Source organism: Collinsella sp. CM84Y_54, from assembly GCF_036317945.1.
GTDB lineage: Bacteria > Actinomycetota > Coriobacteriia > Coriobacteriales > Coriobacteriaceae > Collinsella.
In genome coordinates this window covers 242,656-263,015 of sequence record NZ_JAWQCX010000004.1, presented here as the reverse complement: position 1 = coordinate 263,015, position 20,360 = coordinate 242,656, and the positions used below count along the sequence as shown (strand labels likewise).

Below are 20,360 nucleotides of genomic sequence, written 5' to 3'. Positions count from 1 at the left end.
CCCACAGCCGGAGCGGACTGCGGGGCTCATGAAGAGAGGCTAGTTTGCGGGCGCCTTGCCTGGCGCCCACGAGAGAGGCAATGGAGTAGAGGCTACTCGTGGATGCGGGTACCGGAGAGGCCGGCCATGGTCTCGGCGGCCTTGTCCAGGGCGCCGATGATGCAGGTGCGGCCCTTGCGGGAACGGGCGAACTTGATGGCGGCGCGGACCTTGGGCTCCATGGAACCCTTGCCGAACTGGCCCTCGTCGGCCAGGCGCTCGGCCTCGTCGGCGGTGATGTCCTCGAGCTCCTCCTGGTTGGGCTTGCCAAAGTTGATGGCGACATGCTCAACGGCGGTCAGCAGGAACAGAACGTCAGCGTCGCAGTCCTCGGCCAGCAGCTCGCCGCCCAGGTCCTTGTCGATGACGGCGGGGACGCCCTTGTAGCAGCCCTTGTTCTCGTAGTCGCGGACGACGGGGATGCCGCCGCCACCGCAGGCGATGACGATGAACTCGTTGTCGAGCAGGTTAAGGATGGAATCAGCCTCGACGATCTTCTTGGGATCGGGGGAGGCGACGACGCGGCGCCAGCCGCGGCCGGAATCCTCGACGAAGACCTTGGAGGGATCCTCGGCCATGAACTCCTTGGCCTGCTCCTCGGTGTAGAAGGGGCCGATCGGCTTGGTCGGGTTCTTGAACGCGGGATCGTCGGGGTCGCACTCGATCTGGGTGACGACGGTTGCGGCGTGCCAACGCTTATAGCGCTTGTGCATCTCGCGGCCGATGCCCTGCTGCAGGTGATAGCCGATGTAGCCCTGGGACATGGCGCCGCACTCGGGCAGCGGCATCTCGGGGGTGCCGATGGCGTCGTGGGCGGCGGCGAAGGCGTTCTGGATCATGCCGACCTGCGGGCCGTTGCCGTGGGTGATGATGATCTCGTTACCCTGCTCGATAAGACCAAGGAGAGCGTGGGCGGTGTTGCTCACGGCCTCGATCTGCTCGACGGGGTTGTTGCCGAGGGCGTTGCCGCCAAGGGCGACGACAATACGATCGGGCTTGCCAAGAGGCTTAGACATTGCTGGAATCCCTTCTGTAAAAGGCCTACAACCCATTAATAACCCGTGTCCGTGCGATACGCGAGTTTATTAAGGTTTATATTCCTGTTATCCCTCATTTTATTCATTTTGAAAACAGTTGAACGGTGAACGGTCGTTTTTACCCGCTCAGCGTATAGAAGCCCAGCTCAGGTATATCTACGCCATTTACGTGCGACTTTATTTTAATAGAGCAGGGATTAGACCAGATTATGCAAACTATATCTTTGCTAAACACAAAACGGACAGCGCAATATCTTACTCGCACTATACGAGATTCTATGCATTAATAAGACGAGTATGCACTCCGACAAAAACATGAGGCTTTTCATCCAGCATAAGGAATAAAGATGAGCTCCAAAAATGCAACTAGCCCCAAAGCACGGGGATAGAAGGCAGCAACAGCCAAAACCTCCATCCATCCCCAAAGTGGCGCGAGGTTTCGCGGCAAAGCTGCGAAACAGCGAAGGGGACAAAAGACCCCCACAACCACGTCCTTCATCAGCCCACACAATCCGAGAACGTAGTCGTAGCAGGATCTGAGGGCTGACCTTCGCGGACACTCCGCAGGACGAAAGAACCCCCGCCGCACGTAGTGCGCAGCGGGGGTTCTTTCATGTCCGAGGACGTCCGCGAAGGTCAGCCCTCAGATCCTGCGGTGGGAGACTTAGGCCTCGTTGTACACCGTCTTGAGCTTCAGCAGGTGAGCGTAGCGGTCCATAGCGGCCTGCTCGTTCTCCTTGAAGAGCTCCTCGGCGCGCTCGGGGAAGGAACGCGTCAGCGAAGCGTAACGGGCCTCGTTCATCAGGAACTCCTGATAACCACCCGCGGGCTCCTTGGAATCGAGCGAGAACTTCTTGCCGGCAGCAGCCTCGGGGTTGAAGCGGAAGAGGTTCCAGTAACCGCACTCGACAGCCTTCTTCATCTCGGCCTGGCAGTTCTGCATGCCGCCCTTCTTGATGGAGTGCATCTCGCAGGGGCTGTAGCCGATGATGAGGGACGGGCCGTCGTAGGCCTCGGCCTCGTGGATGGCCTTGAGGGTCTGAGCCGGGTTGGCGCCCATGGCGACCTGCGCCACGTAGACGTAGCCGTAGCTCATGGCAATCTCAGCCAGAGACTTCTTCTTGGTCACCTTACCGGCAGCGGCGAACTGAGCAACCTGGCCCAGATTCGAGGCCTTGGAGGCCTGACCGCCGGTGTTGGAGTAAACCTCGGTGTCGAAGACGAAGACGTTGACGTTGTGGCCGGAAGCCAGGACGTGGTCCAGGCCACCGAAGCCGATGTCGTAAGCCCAACCGTCGCCACCGAAGATCCAGAAGGACTTCTTGGTGAGGTAAGCCTTGTCGGCGAGGATCGCCTTGGAAGCGTCACAGCCGCACTTCTCGAGCTCGGTAACGTAGGCGGCGGCAGCGGTCTTAGAGGCCTCGGCGTCGTTGACGGAGTCGATCCAAGCCTGACCGGCGGCCTTGAGCTCGTCGGACGGACCGTCAGCGGCGATGATCTCCTGCGTAGCAGCGATCAGCTTCTTCTGAACGGCCTCGTAACCGACGGCCATGCCCAGACCGTGCTCGGCATTGTCCTCGAACAGGGAGTTGTTCCACGCCGGGCCGTGACCGTCCTTGTCCTTGCAGTAAGGAGCGGTGGCAGCGGGGTTGCCCCAAATGGAGGAGCAGCCGGTAGCGTTGGAGATGAACATGCGGTCGCCGGCGACCTGGGTCACCAGACGTGCATAGGCGGTCTCGGCGCAGCCGGCGCAGGAGCCGGAGAACTCCAGGTAGGGCTGCTTAAACTGGCTGCCCTTGACGTTGGCCGCGATGAGCTCCTTCTTCTCGGAGACGTTTTCGACCATGTAGTCCCAAACGGGCTGCTGGTCCATCTCCTGCTCGGTGGGAACCATCTCGAGGGCGCCCTTGGGGCAGACCTTGACGCAGTTGGTGCAGCCCATGCAGTCGAGCGGGGACACGGCCATGGTGAACTTCATGCCCTTGGCCTTGGGGCCCATGGCGTCGAGCGTGCGGGTAGCCTCGGGTGCGGCGGCAGCCTCGTCCTCGGTCATCGCGAACGGACGGATGGTGGCATGCGGGCACACATAGGCGCACTGGTTGCACTGAATGCACTTGGTCTCGTCCCAGTGGGGAACGACCACGGCGACGCCGCGCTTCTCGTATGCAGAGGCGCCCAGCTCAAACTGACCGTCGGCGCAATCGACAAAGGCGGAAACGGGCAGGCTGTCGCCATCCATGCGATCGATGGGCTCGAGCAGGTTCTTGACCTGCTGGGCAATAGCGGACTTGGTCTCCTCGGAGAGCTCGACGGGAGCGGCATCCTCGGCAGTTGCCCAGTCGGCCGGAACCTCGAACTTACGGAAGGCGGTAGCGCCGGCATCGATGGCCTTATGGTTGGCGTCGACGATGGCCTGGCCCTTCTTCATGTAGGACTTGGTAGCCGCGTCCTTCATGTACTGCAGGGCGTCCTCGGCGGGCAGGACCTTGGCCAGCGCGAAGAAGGCGGACTGGAGCACCGTGTTGGTGCGCTTGCCCATGCCGACCTTGGCAGCCAGATCGATAGCATCGATCAGGTAGACGTTGACGTTGTTGTTGGCGATGTAGCGCTTGGCCACGGCGGGCATGTGCTCGGCGAACTCCTCGTCGCTCCACTGGCAGTTGACCAGGAAGGTGCCGCCCGGCTTGACGTCGCGGACCATCTTGAAGCCCTTGACGATGTAGCTGGGGTTGTGGCAAGCGACAAAGTCGGCCTTGGTCACGTAGTACGGCGAGCGGATCGGGGAATCACCAAAGCGCAGGTGCGAGACGGTGACGCCGCCGGTCTTCTTGGAGTCGTACTGGAAGTAGGCCTGAACGTACTTGTCAGTGTGATCGCCGATGATCTTAATCGAGTTCTTGTTGGCGCCAACGGTACCGTCGCCACCCAGACCCCAGAACTTGCACTCGATGGTGCCGGGGGCTGCGGTGTTGGGCGCATCCTCGGCCTCGGGCAGGCTCAGGTTGGTCACGTCATCGACGATGCCGATGGTGAACTCGCGCTTGGGCTCGTCCTTCTTAAGCTCCTCGAAGACAGCGAACGCGGACGCGGGAGGCGTGTCCTTGCTGCCCAGGCCGTAACGGCCGCCGACGACCTTGATGCCCGTCTTGCCGGCCTCGTAGAGAGCGGAGACGACGTCCTGGTAGAGCGGCTCGCCGATGGAACCCGGCTCCTTGGTGCGGTCCATGACGGCAATCTTCTGGACGGTCTCGGGGAGAACGTCGACGAAGTGCTTGATGGAGAACGGACGGAACAGGCGAACCTTGACCAGGCCGACCTTCTCGCCGTGAGCGTTGAGGTAGTCGATGACTTCCTCGAGCACGTCGCAGAAGGAGCCCATGCACACGACGACACGATCGGCATCGGGAGCACCGTAGTAGTTGAACAGGCCGTAATCGGTGCCGAGCTTCTCGTTAATCTTCTTCATGTAGCCCTCGACGACGGCAGGGAGCTCGTCGTAGACCTTGTTGCAGGCCTCGCGGTTCTGGAAGAAGATGTCGCCGTTCTCGTGGCTGCCGCGGGTGTGCGGGTGCTCAGGGTTGAGCGCGTGATCGCGGAAAGCCTGGACGGCGTCCATGTCGCACATCTCGGCAAGATCCTTGTAGTCCCACATGGCGACCTTCTGGATCTCGTGGCTGGTGCGGAAGCCGTCGAAGAAGTTAAGGAACGGAGTCTTACCCTCGATGGCGGCAAGGTGAGCCACCGGCGAGAGGTCCATGACCTCCTGGACATTGCCCTCGGCGAGCATGGCGAAGCCGGTCTGGCGGCAGGCCATGACGTCGGAGTGATCACCGAAGATGTTCAGGGCGTGGGAAGCGACGCAACGCGCGGAGACGTGGAAGACGCCCGGGAGCTGCTCACCCGCGATCTTGTACATGTTCGGGATCATCAGGAGCAGGCCCTGAGAAGCCGTGTAGGTGGTGGTCAGAGCACCGGCGCCCAGCGAACCGTGAACGGTACCGGCTGCACCTGCCTCGGACTCCATCTCGACGACCTTGACCGGGGTGCCAAAGATGTTCTTGCGACCCTGGGCCGCCCACTGGTCGACATGGTCGGCCATCGGGCTGGACGGCGTGATGGGATAAATTCCCGCTACCTCGGTGTACGCATACGAAACATATGCGGCCGCCTCGTTGCCGTCCATAGACTTAAACTTACGCGCCATATACCCCTCTCCTCTCATATAGGTATACAGGCCCCGGCGATCGCCGGGATGTTGGCGTGATGGGATTTTCGCTGTTGCTTCCAATCATCTGGCAGGCAGACTGAGCAGCAGGTACATGGCGTGGAGAGAAGGCATGCCGAGGCGCGGGGCGGTTGATGCGCTCCACAGGCCCAGCTACCCGTCTTGCACATGGCCGAGCGCCGCAAAGGCCGCATGCCGGATGCCCCCGGGCACGCCCCGGCGATGGGAAGCGCCCGCAACGGAAATCCGCATGCGGGCTTATTGTACCCCGCCGCCAAGCCATATTTCGGCAAATATAGGCGGGCGGTAAAGGTTTACCCCGGGTGACTATCACACAGCCGATGTCAGCGAACGCAATCCCCGGGGACAACGCAGCAGTTGCGGTGAAATGGGGACTGTTTTTGCCGGTCGCGGCCTTAAACAGCCCCCATTTCACCGCAACTTATTTAGGAGATGAGTTAGAGGGCGCCGAGGAGGATGGCGTAGGTGGTGGATTCGCCGAGCCTGAGCTCGTCACCGGGGTTGAGCCGAGCGGAGCGGCCGGGCTCGACCTGGGTGCAGACGTTCGTCGCGCCGTTTACCACCACGGTTCCGTTGGTGGACGACAGGTCCTCGACAAACCATGTGCCAGAATCGTCGCACCAGATATGGGCATGGCGGGCCGAGACGTCGTCGCCGACGTCGGTGATATCGCCCTCCCCCGTCGCCAGCGCGCCGATCTCGACGCCCTGCTCGCTCGGCTGAATCCAGCGCGGGGCGCTCACCACGTAGCCGTTTTGCACGCGCAGCAGTCCCAGCGGATGCGCAGGCGCCGCCTCGTGCTCACCTGCAACCGAAGATGTGCTCAGCGAGCGTGGCGTCGACGTGGCGCCGCCACAGGTCGCATGAGCGTAGTCGATGGCATAGGTCACCGACGAGCGGACATCTGCCGAGCAGCCCACGGCGACAAACAGCACCAGGATGGCCTCGGCGCGCTCGGCGGGCATGAGTTCAGCCGCCTGCGACAGGCGCTCGAGCGCATTGCGATAGAGATTCGTGTCCTGATGGCATTCCTCGAGTGCCCGCACCATGGGCTCGCCAGCGGGGCCGCACACCATGTTGGTCACGGCCGCGGCGTCCATGGGATTGCGACGGCGCAGGGCCAGCTGCGACATAATGCGCGCGGCCGAGGTGCCGTAATCGGCAAAATAGCGCTCCTGCAGCGTGCCGACCGGCGCGCGCACGATAAAGCGCGAAACCCAAGAGCGATCGGCGGCACGGCTCTGTGGACTACGGCCGTCGGCGAGCGGGCGGCTCGAGAGCACCAGGCCGCACAGCTCGATATGGCTCAGGTGCGCCGCGCGCTTAAAGATGTCAAACATTGCCCCGCACGGGGTGAGCTCAGCTTGAGAAGCCATGGCTTAGCCCTCCTTGGTCGCAGAGATAGTGTCGGATACTTCGGCCGGCCCGCCAAAGGCGCGAGCAGCCGCGGCTCCGCCGGCAAGCGGCGTCGCCATAGGAATTTTCGCACGTCGTGCTGACACGGCGGGAAGCTCAAAGGCAAACCCCATCGCCAGCAAAAACCACGTGAGCGCATAGGTTGCAATTAAGGCGGCAACGAAGCCACTCGCTACGGCGCGCTGAGAAAACACGATGCATGCAACCGCGATCAGCACCGGAACCTCGCAGGCAGAAAGCGCCAGCACGCCATGCAGGAACCCCGTGCGACGATCGTGCGCCATGGCACCGACGGCAATACCCGCCATGCCCGGCAGTGCCAGCGCGAGCGCGGCGACGATACCCGGCAGCGTGCCGGACCACGAAATGTGCCCCACGGCAACCGTCATACGAGCACCCGACGCCAGCAGCGCCGCCGAAACCACCACAACGGCCCACACGAGGCCACAAACAGCCGCAGCGCCGATCATCGCAGCGCGACGGGCCACGCGACCGGACGCATCCATGGGACAGGGCGTGAGCGGCTCGCCGCGAAGCGAGCGGCCGACGTTTTGCGCGTAGTGGTCGCAAAACGTCGTAAGCGCCGCCTCCACCGCGGCGGGCTCGGGACGATCGCCCTGATTACACGACAGGCAGGCCATGACCACGTCGAACAACTGGGCATCGACAAATGCCAGCGCGTCGCGCAGCTCCTCGGAGTCCGGCTCGAGCCCCATCTGCTGTGCCTGCTCGGCGGCGGCGAGCGCCACATCGGGCTCACGCCGGAGCAGTTGGGTTAGGTCGCAACCGGGCGCATGGGCGCCAGCGGGATAGTCGGGGCGCGTATCCATCTTGAGACGATAGGGGCTGGCAATATCGCGCGTCTTTTTGCGCGAACCCGAGGTGCCCGATGCGCTCGGCGCCACCTCGTACGGTGCGACGCCGGCGATGAGCTCGTAGACCGTACTCGCCGCGGCATACACGTCGATTGCCGGCGACATGCGCAGAACGCGCAGGTCGGCAATATCGTCGGTGAGCATCTCGGGCGGAGCGTAGGCAACCGTCGCGCGGCGCAACGTGGCGTAGCGCTCGGTAAACGACGCCTTGCCGCCGGTTCCCGCCACCGCAGAGGCAGGCTCGAGCGCCAGCGACGAGCCAAAGTCGATCAAGCACAGGTCGAAGGTGCCTTCGGCAAGCTGTCGGTCGAGCGGCAGACGCGCCGTGCGCACCATAATATTAGCGGGCGAGATATCGCGATGGACGAACCCCTCCCCCACCAAGCTCATGCGGCAGAGCAGGTCGAACAGGTCGCGGCCCAGGCGAGCGGCCACGAGCGGCGACAGACGCCCGGCATCGTCCACGGCAAGGCGCGGGCGCAGGCGGGCAAGCGTCTCGCCCTCGACCCACTCCATGACAATCGCAGGCACACCGTCAACCTCGCCCCACCCGTATAAGCGCGGAAAGCCCTTAAGACCCGAAAGGGCACGATGGCATTCGTATTCCTCGCGAAACGCCGCCTTAAACTTAGCGACCAGCGCCTCATAAGCGGTGTCGTCGTCGAACTCGTCGCGCACCGGCAAGATGAGCTGTTTGAGTGCCACGGCCTCGCCCTGGGCATTGACGGCACGCGTCACGCGGCCGATGCCGCCACGGCGCATGGTGGCGTCGTCGGCAAACAGCATCGCAAATCGACGCTGGTAGACGGGCAACTCATCCGGGCTCAGCGCAATAGCAGGCTCAAACCCTCCAACGCGCGCCAGGCGCAGGCCCACCATAGGGTCGCGGTTTAGCGCGCACGATGCGCTAGAAGCAAGGCTATTCGTCATAGGGCGATCGCCGCCGCTTTGGTATTGAAGTTGTTGAGCGCGACGTCGTCATCGCCGTAATGCCCCACCCATTGGCACAGATTGGTGTAGCAGCCCCATAGGTTGGCGTATTGCCGATACCACTTTGACTTGGGAGAAAACGTTTGCCGGCCAAACTCGGCACGGATGACAAACATATCGTTGGCCAGGCTATCGCACGGTCCGGTATCGCCTGTTGCGTTATAGGTCGAAACCACGCTATTGGCGCGGGCGACATAGCCATCGAGCATGTTGTATTTGGTCACGAGCCAATTGTGGATACTCTCCTCCTCGGCAGCCGAGAGACCACCCGAGCCCGTGTCGCCGCCGGCACCGCCGTCCGTCGAGCCGCCACTCGAAGATCCACCACCAGAGGCGGAACCCGAACCGGAGCCGCCGTCCGAGCCCGCCGAACCGGTGCCAGAACCGGACCCGTCCGAGCCGCCGGGCTTGCCTGTCTGCTGGGCGTCCTGCCCCTTCTGCTGCTCGGTCTTATTGACGACGGCAGCCACACTGTTATTGGAAAGCTTCGTAATGACCTTGGTGTTGGTGAGCACGATGGTCTTGCCGTTTGCCAGCGTGATCTCGTTGGACGCCCGCTCACCCTCGTCCGCGGGATCGACGCCAAACACGGTGCGCCCGACCACGCTCGCCCATGCATATCCAGTTGTCGTTCCCAAGTCGCTTTTGGCCTTGCGCCCAATATGCAGCTCGCGCGCAGCATGCGCCTGCACCATGGACGGCACTGTCATGCCATAAGCCGAAACACCGGCTATGACCAGCACGAGCGAGCAAGATAGCAGCACATACGCCCGAGGCGCCAGGCCCAGCCGGCGTCGCATGCGCACCGCGGCGCCATGCTTTGTCTGAGTGCCAGCGGGCCGCATGCGTTCTCCTCCAACAAAAACACGCCGCTTAAAAGCGGCGCATTCTTTCATATCCACATTTGAGTGTATCAGCAAACCAAAAAGGTTGCGCAACGAATGGGCAAATACGAGGTGCGAGCGGACCCATCCACGCGATAAGCGGATGAAAAGCAGGTTTGTTGCACAACAAATGCATAAACGCGCGCCCAATTATGAGTGCCCCGTGCGGCAGGCCGACGGGACATGCCATGGAGCTGACCCGCCTAGATCGCGCGGCGGGCCTCGATAGCGCGGCCAAGCGTAAGCTCGTCGGCATACTCCAAGTCGCCGCCCACGGGAAGGCCGCTCGCAAGACGCGATACCTCAACGCCCAATGGTTTGATGGTGCGAGCAAGGTAGCTCGCCGTGGTCTCGCCCTCAATGTTGGGGTTGGTGGCGATAATGACCTCGTGGATGTCCTCGTGGCCCAGGCGCGCCAGCAGCTCGCGGATATGCAGCTGCTCGGGACCGATCTTGTCCATGGGGCTGATCACGCCGCCCAGCACATGGTAGAGGCCATGGTAGCTGCCCGTGCGCTCAATCGCCTGGACGTCGCGCGGCTCGCCCACCACGCAAATGCGAGTGGTATCGCGCATCGGGTCCTGGCAGATGGAGCACTCGTCGGCCGTGGCGTAGTTAAAGCAACGGCTGCAAAAGTGGACCTCCTGCTTAACCTCCAGGATGGCCTCGGCCAGGCGGCGGGCCTCCTCGGCATCGGCCTCGAGCAGGTAATAGGCGATGCGCTGGGCCGACTTGGGGCCAATGCCCGGCAGGCGGCCCAGCTCATCGAGCAGTTTTTGCAGACTGTGATTCGCACTCATATATATGCGTGTCTTAGAACGGCATGCCCGGGATGTTGAGGCCGCCGGTGATGGCGCCCATCTGCTTGTTGGCGAGCTCGTTGACGCCGCGGACGGCCTCGTTGACGGCAGCCATGATCATGTCCTGCAGCATATCGACGTCCTCGGGATCGAGCGCATCGGGATCGATGGTGAGATTGACGAGCTCCATCTCGCCGTTAACGGTCACCTTGACCATACCGCCGCCGGCAGAGGCGTCGACGGTCTGGGACTTGAGGTTCTCCTGCGCGGCGGCAAGCTGCTCCTGCATCTTACGAGCCTGCTTCATCATCTGCTGCATGTTCATACCGGCCATGATGGCTCCTTTACGTGCGGCCGCACGCCGAGCTGCAAGGGCAGCCGGGACGCGGCGGGACTTTCAAACTCAAAAATCGTACCACGGCGCGAGGCCAGCGAGCGGGGCGGTCACGCTACCTCAGTCGATATACATGTCCTGGAGTGCAAGCCGCACCCAAAGATTATGCAAAGTTGAATAATTCGCATCTGAATAATATTGAAAGCTAAATCTTGTAGAGTCGGAATCCGACATTTAATGCGTACCACTAAATGGCTAAATGCCGAGCCACTACTCGAGGCGGCGCTCATGACGGCGGGGTATAATTTGATTGTCGCAGATAGTAATTTGGAGGTGCCCCATGAATGCCCCCAACGCGCTCCAAAACATCCGCTCAAAACACCCCGTTGCATATGTGGTTCTCTATCTCTTTGTCGGCTGGGCATTGCTGGTTGTCATCACCCATGCCATAGCTTTTGGAGCAGAACTGCTGATAGCCAGCTCGGACCAGCCCGTCGTCAAATGGGAGACGACCGATGAGTGCACCGACGGAACCCGAACCGTCTACTACAACAGCCCGTCCCTCTATCAAGAGTTCAAGGTCAAGATAAAGGACTTCAAGATTGTCGATGCCGAGCTAGGCGTTTATTTGGCAATCGGAGCAACCATTAACGCCGAGCAAGTCGAGTACACGGACAGCCATGCGACGTATCGTATCGACCTCAGCATCCTAGGCCGACCGTCACGCACCTGTCTGCTCAAATGCGACATACGCGGCACCACACTACACATGTCCGAAATACAGATGCGCCCGGACAAGGGGTCCTCTTCTTGAGCAGTATACCCGCCTGCGCAGCTACTCCACCGGCTTGAAGATGGTGGCCTGGCCAAAGACGCTGCGGATGAGGGCCTTGGCCTCGTCCTCGGTCTGCGGGATGCTCGGGGCTGCGCCCTGATGGCCGAAGGGGCTGCCAGCACCGGGATTGGATTCCCAGGGAGCGGCGGGGACGTCGTCGTTTGCAGAGGCTGCGGGTGCCACAGCAGCGGCCTTGGGCGCGGACGCCGCACCCGGCACGTCGAACGGGGGCAGATCGTCCCCGCCGGCATCGGCAGCAAAACCACCGACCATGGCATCGTCGTAGGGCACCTGCTCGGATTCCCATGGCGCAGCCTGCGCAGGCGGCTGAGCCATGGGGACGGACGCGCGCTCGGGCGCTCGGGGCGCGGGCTCGGTCGGGAGCTTGCCCGTGGCAGGAGCACCGGCAGGGTTGTCGGAGCGCAGCCAAGGGGCCTTGGCCAGGTCGGATGACTTGGGCGCAGGCGCGGCAGCGGACTTGGGCGCGGGCGCCGGGGCAGCAGGTTTGGGCGTGACGGGCTTAGGCGCCGACAGGGTCGATGCCGTTACCGGTGCCGCTTGCTGCTGCGGCGCGCTGGCGCTCGAGGATACAGGGGCCGCCGAGGACACGGGCTGCGGGCCCGCAGATGCCGCAGCCCGTGCAGATGGAGAATGCTCCTCATGTTGAGGAGCCGGCGTGCCACCTCCATCCAGGACATAGTCGACGGTGCGACGACCGAATACCGCGCAGACCGTCGGCAGGACCACCGACTGCGTGTCGGCGCGACCGAGCATCTTGATGGCAAAGGTCGAGCCCGCGGGGAACGAGACCGTGAGCTTGGAGCCGTCGTCGGCCGTGGCGCGGGCGTTGAGCAAAAGTCCCGCGTAGGAAGCCTGACGCGCCTTGACGCGCTCGACGACCTCGGCCCATTTGCGCTGGAGCTCGCCGGCGTCCTCGACCGCGGGGGTCTCGGCAGCGCCGGCGGCGGCAACCTGGGCGGCGTTGTTGGGCTTGGACACCGGCACGGTCGATGCAGCAGGCGCGGGAGCCGGAGCCGCAACGGGTTGAGGTGCAGGCGTTACAGGTTTGGGCGCGGGAGCCGGAGCCGCGGACTTGAGCGCAGACTGGGCCGCCGGAGCAGCAGCGCCGCGGTCCCAAGGCATGCCGCCCTGATGCGCGGGCGTAGCAGCGGGGGCGGCGGTCGCCGCAGGAGCAGCAGCTCGGGCGCCCGAGATCAGCGTCGGCTGCTGGACAGAGGGCGCGGATGCAGCAGGCGCACTCGCTTGAGCAGCAGCCACGCTCGCCGGAACGGCGGCGTTGGCAACCATGGCCTCCAAGCGAGCCACGCGCTCAGCCAAAGCCTCAATCGTTAAATCGGCCTCGGGACGCGCCAGGCGGGTGCAGGCGATCTCGAGCACCAGGCGCACGTCGCTCGCGCCCCTCATCTCCAGTGCGGCATCGTCGAGCACCGTCAGCACACGGGCCAGGCGGTCGGCAGGATGCTCGCCAAAGGCAGCGGCCTCGGCTGCAAGCGCCTCGGCCTGCTCGGCACCGCCCTCAAACAACTCAGCACGGGCACCGGCAACGCAGGCAACATACACGTCGCGCACGTGCGCCACCAGGTCGCGCGTCAGTTCCAGCAGATCGTTACCTTCCTCGACCTGCGCGCGAATAAGCCCATAGAGCTCGGCGACATCGCGATCAGCAATGGCGCGCGCAAACTCGCCCAGAATCTGGTCCGAAACTTCGCCCAAAAGCGAGCGGGCATCGTCCGCATGCACGGTGCCGTTGCCGAAGACGCTCAGCTGTTCCAGCGTGGAGAGCGCATCGCGCATGCCGCCCTTGGCATGGCGCGCCACGATGGCCAGCGCCTCGTCGTCGTAGTCGAAGCCCTCCTGCTCGCACACGTATGCCAGGCGGCGCTCGATATCCTCGTTACCGATGCGGTGGAAATCGAAGCGCTGACAGCGCGAGAGGATGGTCTCCAGAATCTTTTGCGGGTCGGTGGTGCACAGCACAAAGATCACGTGCGCCGGCGGCTCCTCGAGCGTCTTGAGCAGCGCGTTAAACGCCGCCGTCGTGAGCATGTGGACCTCGTCGATGATATAGATCTTGTACTTGCCGCGCACCGGGGCAAAGTTAACGGAGTTGATGATCTCCTCGCGTACGTTGTCTACGCCGGTACGGCTTGCGGCATCGAGCTCGTAGACATCGGGGTGGTTGCCCTCGGCAATGAGCTCACACTCCTCGCAGGTGCCGTCGGGCATGCAGCCGCTTGCACCCTCGGCGCGCGCCGCCTCGGCATTGCGGCACAGCAGCGCCTTGGCCAAAATGCGCGCCATAGTGGTCTTGCCCGTGCCGCGCGGTCCGCAGAACAGGTAGGCGTGGGACAGGCGCCCCTCGGTGATGGCGTGCTCGAGCGTCGAGACGATATGCTGCTGGCCCACCACGGAGTCGAAGGTGAGCGGGCGATACTTTCGGTACAACGATTCCATGGGTGCTCCCCCGGGTATACTGAGTCTTGTTGCCGCGGCGGCCATGCGGTCGCACGGCATACTGCATTCATAATAACCCGTACGGCGAGCCCGCCGCGATAGGAGTCCAAAGAGCATGGCAGACGCAGAGAGCAACCTCGTTCCCTCCGAAGCAGCCGACCAGGTCGAGGTCGCGCTCGAAACGCAGGCAGCAGCCGATGACGGCATCCTGTACCTCAACGAGTATCAGTACGAAAACGACCTCGTCACCGACTTTGCGCGCCTGGTCGCCTCGCCCAGGCGCCGTGGCTCCCTGTACGTCGCCGCGGCGATTGCCGCGCTCATCGGCATCGGCATGCTGGTGGCCGGCGGCAACTGGATCAAGTTCGGCGTCGTCCTGATCGTATTCGGCGCCTTTTTGGCCTGGTGGAGCAAAAATCTGCACCATACGCTTGCGCGCGACTTTATCGAATCCGTCGAGGCAGACGAGTCCATGGGCGGCCGCTACCGCCGCGTCGCCGCCAACGAGGACGGCCTGATGGTCTGGGGCAAGAGCGGCAAGTCGCAGTTCTTCCCGTTTGAAAAGCTCGACCATGTACTCGACGGCGAGCGCATCTTTGTGGCCATGTTCGCCGACCAGGGCGTGACGATCCCTAAGGACACTTTTGTGCGTGGTGATGCCGAGCAGTTTGGCTCCTTCCTCAAGGCGCGCATCAACAAAAAGCTGCGCATCGAGACCAAACGCAAAAAGATGAAGGCCGAAAAGGCCGCTGCCAAGGCCAAGCAGGAAAGCGAGCCTAAGAATGCAAAGGCCAAGCAGCGTAAGCAAAAGAAGAACAAGAAGAAGCGCTAAGGCCAAGTTCCCAGCCCAAGCTTCAGTCGCTTGCTTAGGCAAAACTTAGATTGACAGCGGAAACCGCATCCCGTTTTGGCACTCCAAAGTGGGATGCGGTTTCCTTTTGAGCGCCGGTTCGGAAAATGCATCCCGTTCTAGGCCAATATTCTGGGACACAGTTTCCGCAGCCTACCCCATCCGGAAAACGCATCCCACAATTTGGCCGAAAACTGGGGCGCGCTTTCCGGATGAGTCGAGACGAAGGCCAAGCCAGACAGGCAGCCTCGCATCCCGCCATCCTCCCCATGCACCTGAGCGTGCTACACTAGCAGCATCTATGCCACCGCGAATGGCTCGGCCCCGCGCCCGCCGCTCGCAAACGAACTTTAAACGCACGAGGGTTGGCCATGCCGCTTTTCTCGCAACATACCGCCCGGTTCTCGCCGGACGTTCCCTTGGAGGGCACTAGCTCTCGCGAGCTGCTCAAGCGGTACCAGCCGCTCGAGACGCTTGCGACCGGTGGTTTTGGCTCCATCGAGATTTGCCGCGACACGCATCTGCGCCGTCGCGTGGCCATTAAGCGCATCCCTCTTATCAACGGCGCCGGCATGCCCGCCAGCGACATCATGGATGTACTGCGCGAGGCGCATACCGCCGCCATGCTTCAACATCCCAATATCGTGCAGGTTATCGACTTTACGCACGACACCGCCTATGCCTACCTGGTCATGGAATATGTCGACGGCATGTCGTTGGCCGAGTTTTTGCATCGCGTGGACGGTCACTCGCTCACCTTTGACGAGGCCGCGGCCATTGCCGACGCGCTGGGGCAGGCACTCACCTTTGCCCATGCAAACGGCGTGCTTCATCTGGACATAAAGCCCGCCAATGTGCTTATCGACCATTCGGGTAATGTAAAGCTCACCGACTTTGGCATGGCGCGGCTGTCGTCTGCCGGCGGCTTTGGCGGGTCACGCGGCGGCACCATCGGCTACATGCCGCCCGAGCAGCTCGATATCGAGACCGGCACGGTCGACGAACGCGCCGATGTCTTTGCCCTTGCCTGCGTGATCTACGAGAGCCTGTGCGGCAGCGCCCCCTTTATGGCGGCCACGCCCGGCGACTCGCTCGGCCGCATCATCGGCGGTGCCACTTATCCCGGCGAGCTCATCCCACACTTTCCCCCGGGAGCCGAGGCTGCACTCATGAGTGCCCTCTCCCCCATGCCGCAAGACCGCCCTAACAGCATCGAGGCATTTTGCGACCAGCTGCTCGCCGGCTTGGACAGCGTGCGCGAGGGCCGTCGCAGCCTGGAGCAGATGGTGGGCGAGCTTTCGGATGACGAGCGCGCGGCAGACGGTATCGAGCCATCGAGCTACGCGGATGACACCGTCGAGGTCGACCCCGCACTTGGTTGGGCGGGCACGCGCTGGAGCCACGCGCGCAACTACACCATGCGCGCCATCTCGGCTCTCTCGTGTGGAGCCTTTAGCTTTTTGCTTATGCAGACAGCGGGCGTCGCGGCGCTTCCCGGGCTGGTCGTGGCGGCCATCGCTATTGGCGCGGCGGCAGGCTTGGCCCCGCAGATCGGCTCGGCCATCTCGGCCGTGGGCTTTTTGGTGCTCATGGCCAACGCCACCATGCAGACGCAGGGCATCCTGTCGATGCTGCCGGTCGCGGTCATTTTTGCCGCCGCCATGTCCGGTTGGTGGATTGCCTGGGGACGCACCGAGGCAGCTGCGAGCGCGGCGCTCACCTGCGCGCTTGCGCTAGGTTGCCTAACCGGCGACGCCCTCCTTGCCGCCGGAGCCGCCGGGGGCTTCGCGGCGTTTTGGCTCGCTCCGGCAAGTGCCGCGGCGGCTACGGGCATGGGCGCACTCTTTGCCCGCCTTGCCGCAGCAGCCCTCTCTGCGGGAGGCGTACTGGGGCTTAGCAATGTCGCCGTAGCGCTGGGAGACGCGCTCCTTCTCGCTGCAATCGTGCTGGTTTCAGCAACGGCCGCGGCAACATCGCTGCTGCTCAACGCTCATGCCAAGCGCGCCGAGCAGGGATCGAACCTTGCCGCCATCGTCGCAATTGCCGTCGCCGGCATTGGCTCGGCCGTATCGTTTTGTCTTGCACACCATATGGAAATTGCCAGCCTTGCGAGCCCGGTCGTCGCCAAGGCGGCGGTTGCGGGAATCCTATCCTCTATAATCGTTGGGATATGCCTTTATTTGCTCGGATACCAAAGAACCTATACGGAGAGTGATCTTTCGTGAACTTCCTGAACATCTTCGAGGACCACGTGGCCGGCATCTTCGGTGCCACCCGTGCCCCGTTCTCCTTTAAGAAGCTTGCCAAGCAGGCCGCTCGCGACATGGAGGATCAGACTCTGGTGATCAACGGCGTCAACACCGCGCCGGCACTCTATACCATCCTGATCGCCGCCGACGACGACCCCATGCTCGCCCCGTTCTACCCCGAGCTTTCGCGCGAGGTCCGCGAGTTTGTGAAAGCGCAGGCCGAAAAGCGCCGCTACGTCTTTGTCGGCGAGCCCCTCGTTCGCTTTATGATCGACCCGCAGCTGCGCGGCGGCAAGTTCTCGGTCTTTGCCGAGAACGTCGATGCCCCCACGCTCGGTCGCCTGTACGAGGAAGAGCGCGCCTACCAAAACGGCCTAGGCCAGAACAGCTCGGCCACAAGCCGTGCCGCCAGTGCCCCGCGCGCCGGCCAGCAGCAGTTTGCCGCCCCGCAGCAGCACCCCGCTGCCATGCCGCAGCAGCAGCCGGCACCCCGCGCCGCCGCTCCCGATCCGCTTGCCGCGGCCGATCCCTTTGCGCCCAATGTGCCCGATCCCGCCGCCGCACCCATTCCCGTGCCCCAAACCGTCTCGCGCGACGCGCTTGCCGGCATGGGTGGAGCCGCCGCGACCGGCGCCGCCGTGGGCCTTGGCGCCGCAACCAGCATCGCCTCCAACATGGCAAGCCCTCGCGCCCCGCAGCGTCCGCTTGCCCAGCTCGTCGACGTCGTGAGCGGCGAGAGCCACAGCATCACCTCCGCACAGGTGACCATCGGTCGCGAGCGCTCGGTTTCTGACATCGCCCTGCGCGACCCCAACGTGTCGCGCCGTCATGCCCAGCTCACCTTTACCGGCTCGGACTGGTCGATCGAGGACCTCAACTCCACCAACGGCACGCTCGTCAACAACCGCCGCATCACGCGCTGCCCGCTGCGCAACGGCGACCTGCTGACGTTTGGCCTGAGCACGTTCGAATTTAGGGGATAGTCGCTTATGAACATCGATATCGTCCTGTTTGCAGGCCGCATTGTCCTGGTCGTCCTGCTCTACATCTTCCTGTTTGCCGTTATGAAGACCGGCGTGGGGCTCGTCCGCGGCCAGCGCCGTGACTCGGCCATCTGGACGATCGATGTGGACAAGGGCCCGCGCGGCATCCGCGGCATCCACGTGGATATGCTCGGCCCCGTCATCGTCGGCCGTTCGCCGTCGTCAGACATCTGCATCAACGAACCGTTTGTCTCGGCCTCGCATGCGCGCTTTTCGCTGCAGGGCCCGGCACTTATTATCGAGGACCTCAACTCACTTAACGGCACGCTCGTCAACGGCCGCCAGCTGGTGGAGCCCGCAACGCTGCGCGAGGGCGACGAAGTCCAGATTGGCGACGTGGTCATGAAGGTGAACCGTCGATGATCGACGAGGAGAACAAGTCCGCAAACATGCCCGAGACGTCGGCTGCCCCCGCAGCCGCGCCGGCTCATGCCGCCCCGGCGGGCCCTGCGCCCGTGGAGCCCGAGGACACTGTGTTCTCCCTGCCTCTTTCGCATGTGACGCAAGAATATCCGACATTGACCGACGACGAGGATGTCGAGGACAACGCTGACGGCGGCACCGCCCCCATCGGTGTGCACGCCGCTGCCGAGCAGCCCGCGGTCCCGCAAGACACGCCCACGCCGGCTCACTTTGCCGAACCCGTCGCCACGGCGATTACCGAGAGCTCCGCGGTATTTGCGGCTCCCGAGCCCGCGGCACCGGTGTTTCCCGTAGCGCCGGCACCCGCCGCAGCGCCCGAACCCACATCTGCACCGGAACCTGCGGCGGCTCCCTCCCCCGCGGTCGCATCGACGCCCGAAGCCATGCATCCTGTGGCCGAAGACGTGCCCGCAGCAACGACGGAGGATGTCTCCCAGCCCCACAGTACGCCCGAGCCCGCAGCCGTCGCCCCGCAAGACGACGAGCCTGTCGACCGTACAACCGAAGAGCCCGCCACGCCTAACGCTAACGACCCAAGCAACGATGCCGACACCGTCTCGCCCGGCGATACGGCCGAGATTGACGTTGCCGCCGTGGAGGCCAAACTTAAGGACCCCGGCTCGACCATGAGTTTTGAGCCGCTGACCGACGAGCGCATCGAGACCGACTCGACCTACGACGCCGGCACGACCACGCAGCTCATGTGGGGCGCCCGCTCCGATGTTGGCTGCGTGCGCCCGCATAACGAAGACTCCTATCTGGTGCAATCGCCGCTCTTTTGCGTATGCGACGGCATGGGCGGCCACGCCGCCGGCGAGGTAGCCTCCTCCATCGCCGTCGAGACCATTGCCAAGACAGCGCCGCAGGCAGCCGACGCCGCACGACTGGCGGCCGCCGTCGAAGCGGCAAACGCCGCGGTCATCGAGGCTGCGCTCAACGGTTTGGGCAAGCCCGGCATGGGCTGCACGGCAACCTGCGCCTATATCGAAAACGACATGCTCGCTATCGCCCACGTGGGCGACTCGCGCGCCTATCTGCTCCACGAGGGCACGCTCATCCGCGTGACCCGCGACCACTCCTATGTGGAGGAGCTCGTGGATGCCGGCGAGATTACGGCAGACGAGGCGCGTGTCCACCCCAACCGCTCGGTCATCACCCGCGCGCTGGGCTCGGATCCCGCCATGTATGCCGACCACTTTACCCTGCATATCGAAGAAGGCGACCGCCTGATCCTGTGCTCGGACGGCCTGTCGAGCATGATTCCCGATAACGATATCGAAAACATCGCCACACAGTCCTCGACCGCGCAGATTTGCGTCGACAACCTTGTTGACGCGGCACTGGTCGCCGGCGGGCACGATAACGTCACCGTGGTTGTCGTTGACCTGGTTGACGATGGCGTCATGCGCGAGGCAAAGCGCGTCCGCCGCCGCAACATCACCATTGCCGCCGTCCTGGGCATCGCTTTTGTGCTGGCGGCAGCCATCTGGGCCTACGCGGGCATCACCGGCTCGTACTACCTGGGCACCTACAAGGACACCGTCGCGGTCTACCGGGGCATTCCCGGCAAGCCGCTCGGCCTTAAGCTGCACTGGCTCGAGAGCACGACCAGCATCGAGCTGTCCGACCTGCCCGAAGACACGCAAAATCGCCTGAAGGCGGGTATTCAGCAGACGGGCATCGACGATGCGCAGGACACCATCTCCAAGTACCGCCATCAGATAGACGAGGAGCAGACCCGTCAGGTGATCGACGCGCAAACGATCCGCAATAACACCGATCAGAGTTCGACCTCCGAATCGGATTCCGAGAAAACCGCCGAACAGTCCGCCGAGGCCGAAGCCTCCGATAAGAATTAGAAAGG

The 20,360-nt window shown here is 63.3% G+C and carries 14 protein-coding genes; 6 read left to right on the top strand and 8 right to left on the bottom strand.

Annotation, left to right across the window (positions count from 1 at the left end):
- Nucleotides 1–92: 92 nt before the first annotated feature.
- From arcC to V2391_RS08065, 7 genes are all read right to left on the bottom strand, one after another.
- Entirely contained in the window at nucleotides 93–1,055 is a 963-nt protein-coding gene (gene arcC, locus V2391_RS08095; RefSeq protein ID WP_055310076.1) for a carbamate kinase, read from the bottom strand.
- Nucleotides 1,056–1,740: 685 nt separating this feature from the next.
- The gene (gene nifJ, locus V2391_RS08090) at nucleotides 1,741–5,280 is read right to left on the bottom strand and encodes a pyruvate:ferredoxin (flavodoxin) oxidoreductase (RefSeq protein WP_040359129.1); all 3,540 of its coding nucleotides are present in this window, start codon (nucleotides 5,278–5,280) and stop codon (nucleotides 1,741–1,743) included.
- 479 nt (nucleotides 5,281–5,759) lie between these two features.
- Nucleotides 5,760–6,698: an FHA domain-containing protein gene (locus V2391_RS08085; protein WP_329738912.1), complete on the bottom strand. Its 939-nt coding sequence runs from the start codon at nucleotides 6,696–6,698 to the stop codon at nucleotides 5,760–5,762.
- A 3-nt stretch (nucleotides 6,699–6,701) separates the two neighbouring features.
- Entirely contained in the window at nucleotides 6,702–8,543 is a 1,842-nt protein-coding gene (locus V2391_RS08080; RefSeq protein ID WP_329738911.1) for a serine/threonine protein kinase, read from the bottom strand.
- Nucleotides 8,540–9,448: a hypothetical protein gene (locus tag V2391_RS08075; RefSeq protein ID WP_329738910.1), complete on the bottom strand. Its 909-nt coding sequence runs from the start codon at nucleotides 9,446–9,448 to the stop codon at nucleotides 8,540–8,542. The genes V2391_RS08080 and V2391_RS08075 overlap by 4 nt, the downstream gene beginning before the upstream one ends.
- Before the next feature lie 242 nt (nucleotides 9,449–9,690).
- Complete coding sequence (recR, locus tag V2391_RS08070) at nucleotides 9,691–10,287, bottom strand: recombination mediator RecR (RefSeq protein ID WP_006235173.1); 597 nt, start codon at nucleotides 10,285–10,287, stop codon at nucleotides 9,691–9,693.
- 13 nt (nucleotides 10,288–10,300) lie between these two features.
- Entirely contained in the window at nucleotides 10,301–10,621 is a 321-nt protein-coding gene (locus V2391_RS08065; protein ID WP_006235174.1) for a YbaB/EbfC family nucleoid-associated protein, read from the bottom strand.
- Nucleotides 10,622–10,961: 340 nt separating this feature from the next.
- Here V2391_RS08065 and V2391_RS08060 point away from each other — a divergent pair, with 340 nt between their 5' ends.
- Nucleotides 10,962–11,435 (top strand): hypothetical protein, encoded by a 474-nt coding sequence (locus V2391_RS08060; protein WP_006235175.1) that lies wholly within the window; start codon nucleotides 10,962–10,964, stop codon nucleotides 11,433–11,435.
- A gap of 21 nt (nucleotides 11,436–11,456) precedes the next feature.
- Here the strand turns inward: V2391_RS08060 and dnaX are convergent, their stop codons facing one another.
- Nucleotides 11,457–13,931 carry a DNA polymerase III subunit gamma/tau gene (gene dnaX / locus V2391_RS08055; RefSeq protein ID WP_329738909.1) on the bottom strand — a complete coding sequence of 825 codons (2,475 nt, stop codon included), beginning with the start codon at nucleotides 13,929–13,931 and terminating at the stop codon, nucleotides 11,457–11,459.
- 115 nt (nucleotides 13,932–14,046) lie between these two features.
- Between dnaX and V2391_RS08050 the strand changes: the two genes are divergently transcribed.
- The 5 genes from V2391_RS08050 (at nucleotide 14,047) to V2391_RS08030 (ending at nucleotide 20,355) form a co-directional block, all read left to right on the top strand.
- Nucleotides 14,047–14,763, top strand: a complete 717-nt coding sequence (locus V2391_RS08050) for a hypothetical protein (RefSeq protein ID WP_329738908.1) — start codon at nucleotides 14,047–14,049, stop codon at nucleotides 14,761–14,763.
- A 389-nt stretch (nucleotides 14,764–15,152) separates the two neighbouring features.
- Nucleotides 15,153–17,006 carry a serine/threonine-protein kinase gene (locus V2391_RS08045; protein ID WP_329738907.1) on the top strand — a complete coding sequence of 618 codons (1,854 nt, stop codon included), beginning with the start codon at nucleotides 15,153–15,155 and terminating at the stop codon, nucleotides 17,004–17,006.
- On the top strand, nucleotides 17,003–18,013 hold the full coding sequence (locus V2391_RS08040) for an FhaA domain-containing protein (RefSeq protein WP_329738906.1): 1,011 nt from the start codon (nucleotides 17,003–17,005) through the stop codon (nucleotides 18,011–18,013). The genes V2391_RS08045 and V2391_RS08040 overlap by 4 nt, the downstream gene beginning before the upstream one ends.
- Before the next feature lie 6 nt (nucleotides 18,014–18,019).
- A complete protein-coding gene (locus V2391_RS08035) occupies nucleotides 18,020–18,436 on the top strand; it encodes an FHA domain-containing protein (RefSeq protein WP_055250779.1) in 417 nt (138 codons plus the stop codon).
- Nucleotides 18,433–20,355, top strand: a complete 1,923-nt coding sequence (locus tag V2391_RS08030; protein WP_329738905.1) for a Stp1/IreP family PP2C-type Ser/Thr phosphatase — start codon at nucleotides 18,433–18,435, stop codon at nucleotides 20,353–20,355. Before V2391_RS08035 ends, V2391_RS08030 begins: the two co-directional genes overlap by 4 nt.
- Nucleotides 20,356–20,360 lie beyond the last annotated feature (5 nt).

What these genes read in the sequence shown, in the direction of transcription:
- V2391_RS08030 (WP_329738905.1), top strand. Translation starts at nt 18,433, where the DNA reads ATGATCGACGAGGAGAACAAGTCCGCAAACATGCCCGAGACGTCGGCT.
- arcC (WP_055310076.1), bottom strand. Translation starts at nt 1,055, where the DNA reads ATGTCTAAGCCTCTTGGCAAGCCCGATCGTATTGTCGTCGCCCTTGGC.
- V2391_RS08085 (WP_329738912.1), bottom strand. Translation starts at nt 6,698, where the DNA reads ATGGCTTCTCAAGCTGAGCTCACCCCGTGCGGGGCAATGTTTGACATC.
- V2391_RS08050 (WP_329738908.1), top strand. Translation starts at nt 14,047, where the DNA reads ATGGCAGACGCAGAGAGCAACCTCGTTCCCTCCGAAGCAGCCGACCAG.
- dnaX (WP_329738909.1), bottom strand. Translation starts at nt 13,931, where the DNA reads ATGGAATCGTTGTACCGAAAGTATCGCCCGCTCACCTTCGACTCCGTG.
- recR (WP_006235173.1), bottom strand. Translation starts at nt 10,287, where the DNA reads ATGAGTGCGAATCACAGTCTGCAAAAACTGCTCGATGAGCTGGGCCGC.
- V2391_RS08060 (WP_006235175.1), top strand. Translation starts at nt 10,962, where the DNA reads ATGAATGCCCCCAACGCGCTCCAAAACATCCGCTCAAAACACCCCGTT.
- nifJ (WP_040359129.1), bottom strand. Translation starts at nt 5,280, where the DNA reads ATGGCGCGTAAGTTTAAGTCTATGGACGGCAACGAGGCGGCCGCATAT.
- V2391_RS08075 (WP_329738910.1), bottom strand. Translation starts at nt 9,448, where the DNA reads ATGCGGCCCGCTGGCACTCAGACAAAGCATGGCGCCGCGGTGCGCATG.
- V2391_RS08035 (WP_055250779.1), top strand. Translation starts at nt 18,020, where the DNA reads ATGAACATCGATATCGTCCTGTTTGCAGGCCGCATTGTCCTGGTCGTC.
- V2391_RS08080 (WP_329738911.1), bottom strand. Translation starts at nt 8,543, where the DNA reads ATGACGAATAGCCTTGCTTCTAGCGCATCGTGCGCGCTAAACCGCGAC.
- V2391_RS08045 (WP_329738907.1), top strand. Translation starts at nt 15,153, where the DNA reads ATGCCGCTTTTCTCGCAACATACCGCCCGGTTCTCGCCGGACGTTCCC.
- V2391_RS08065 (WP_006235174.1), bottom strand. Translation starts at nt 10,621, where the DNA reads ATGGCCGGTATGAACATGCAGCAGATGATGAAGCAGGCTCGTAAGATG.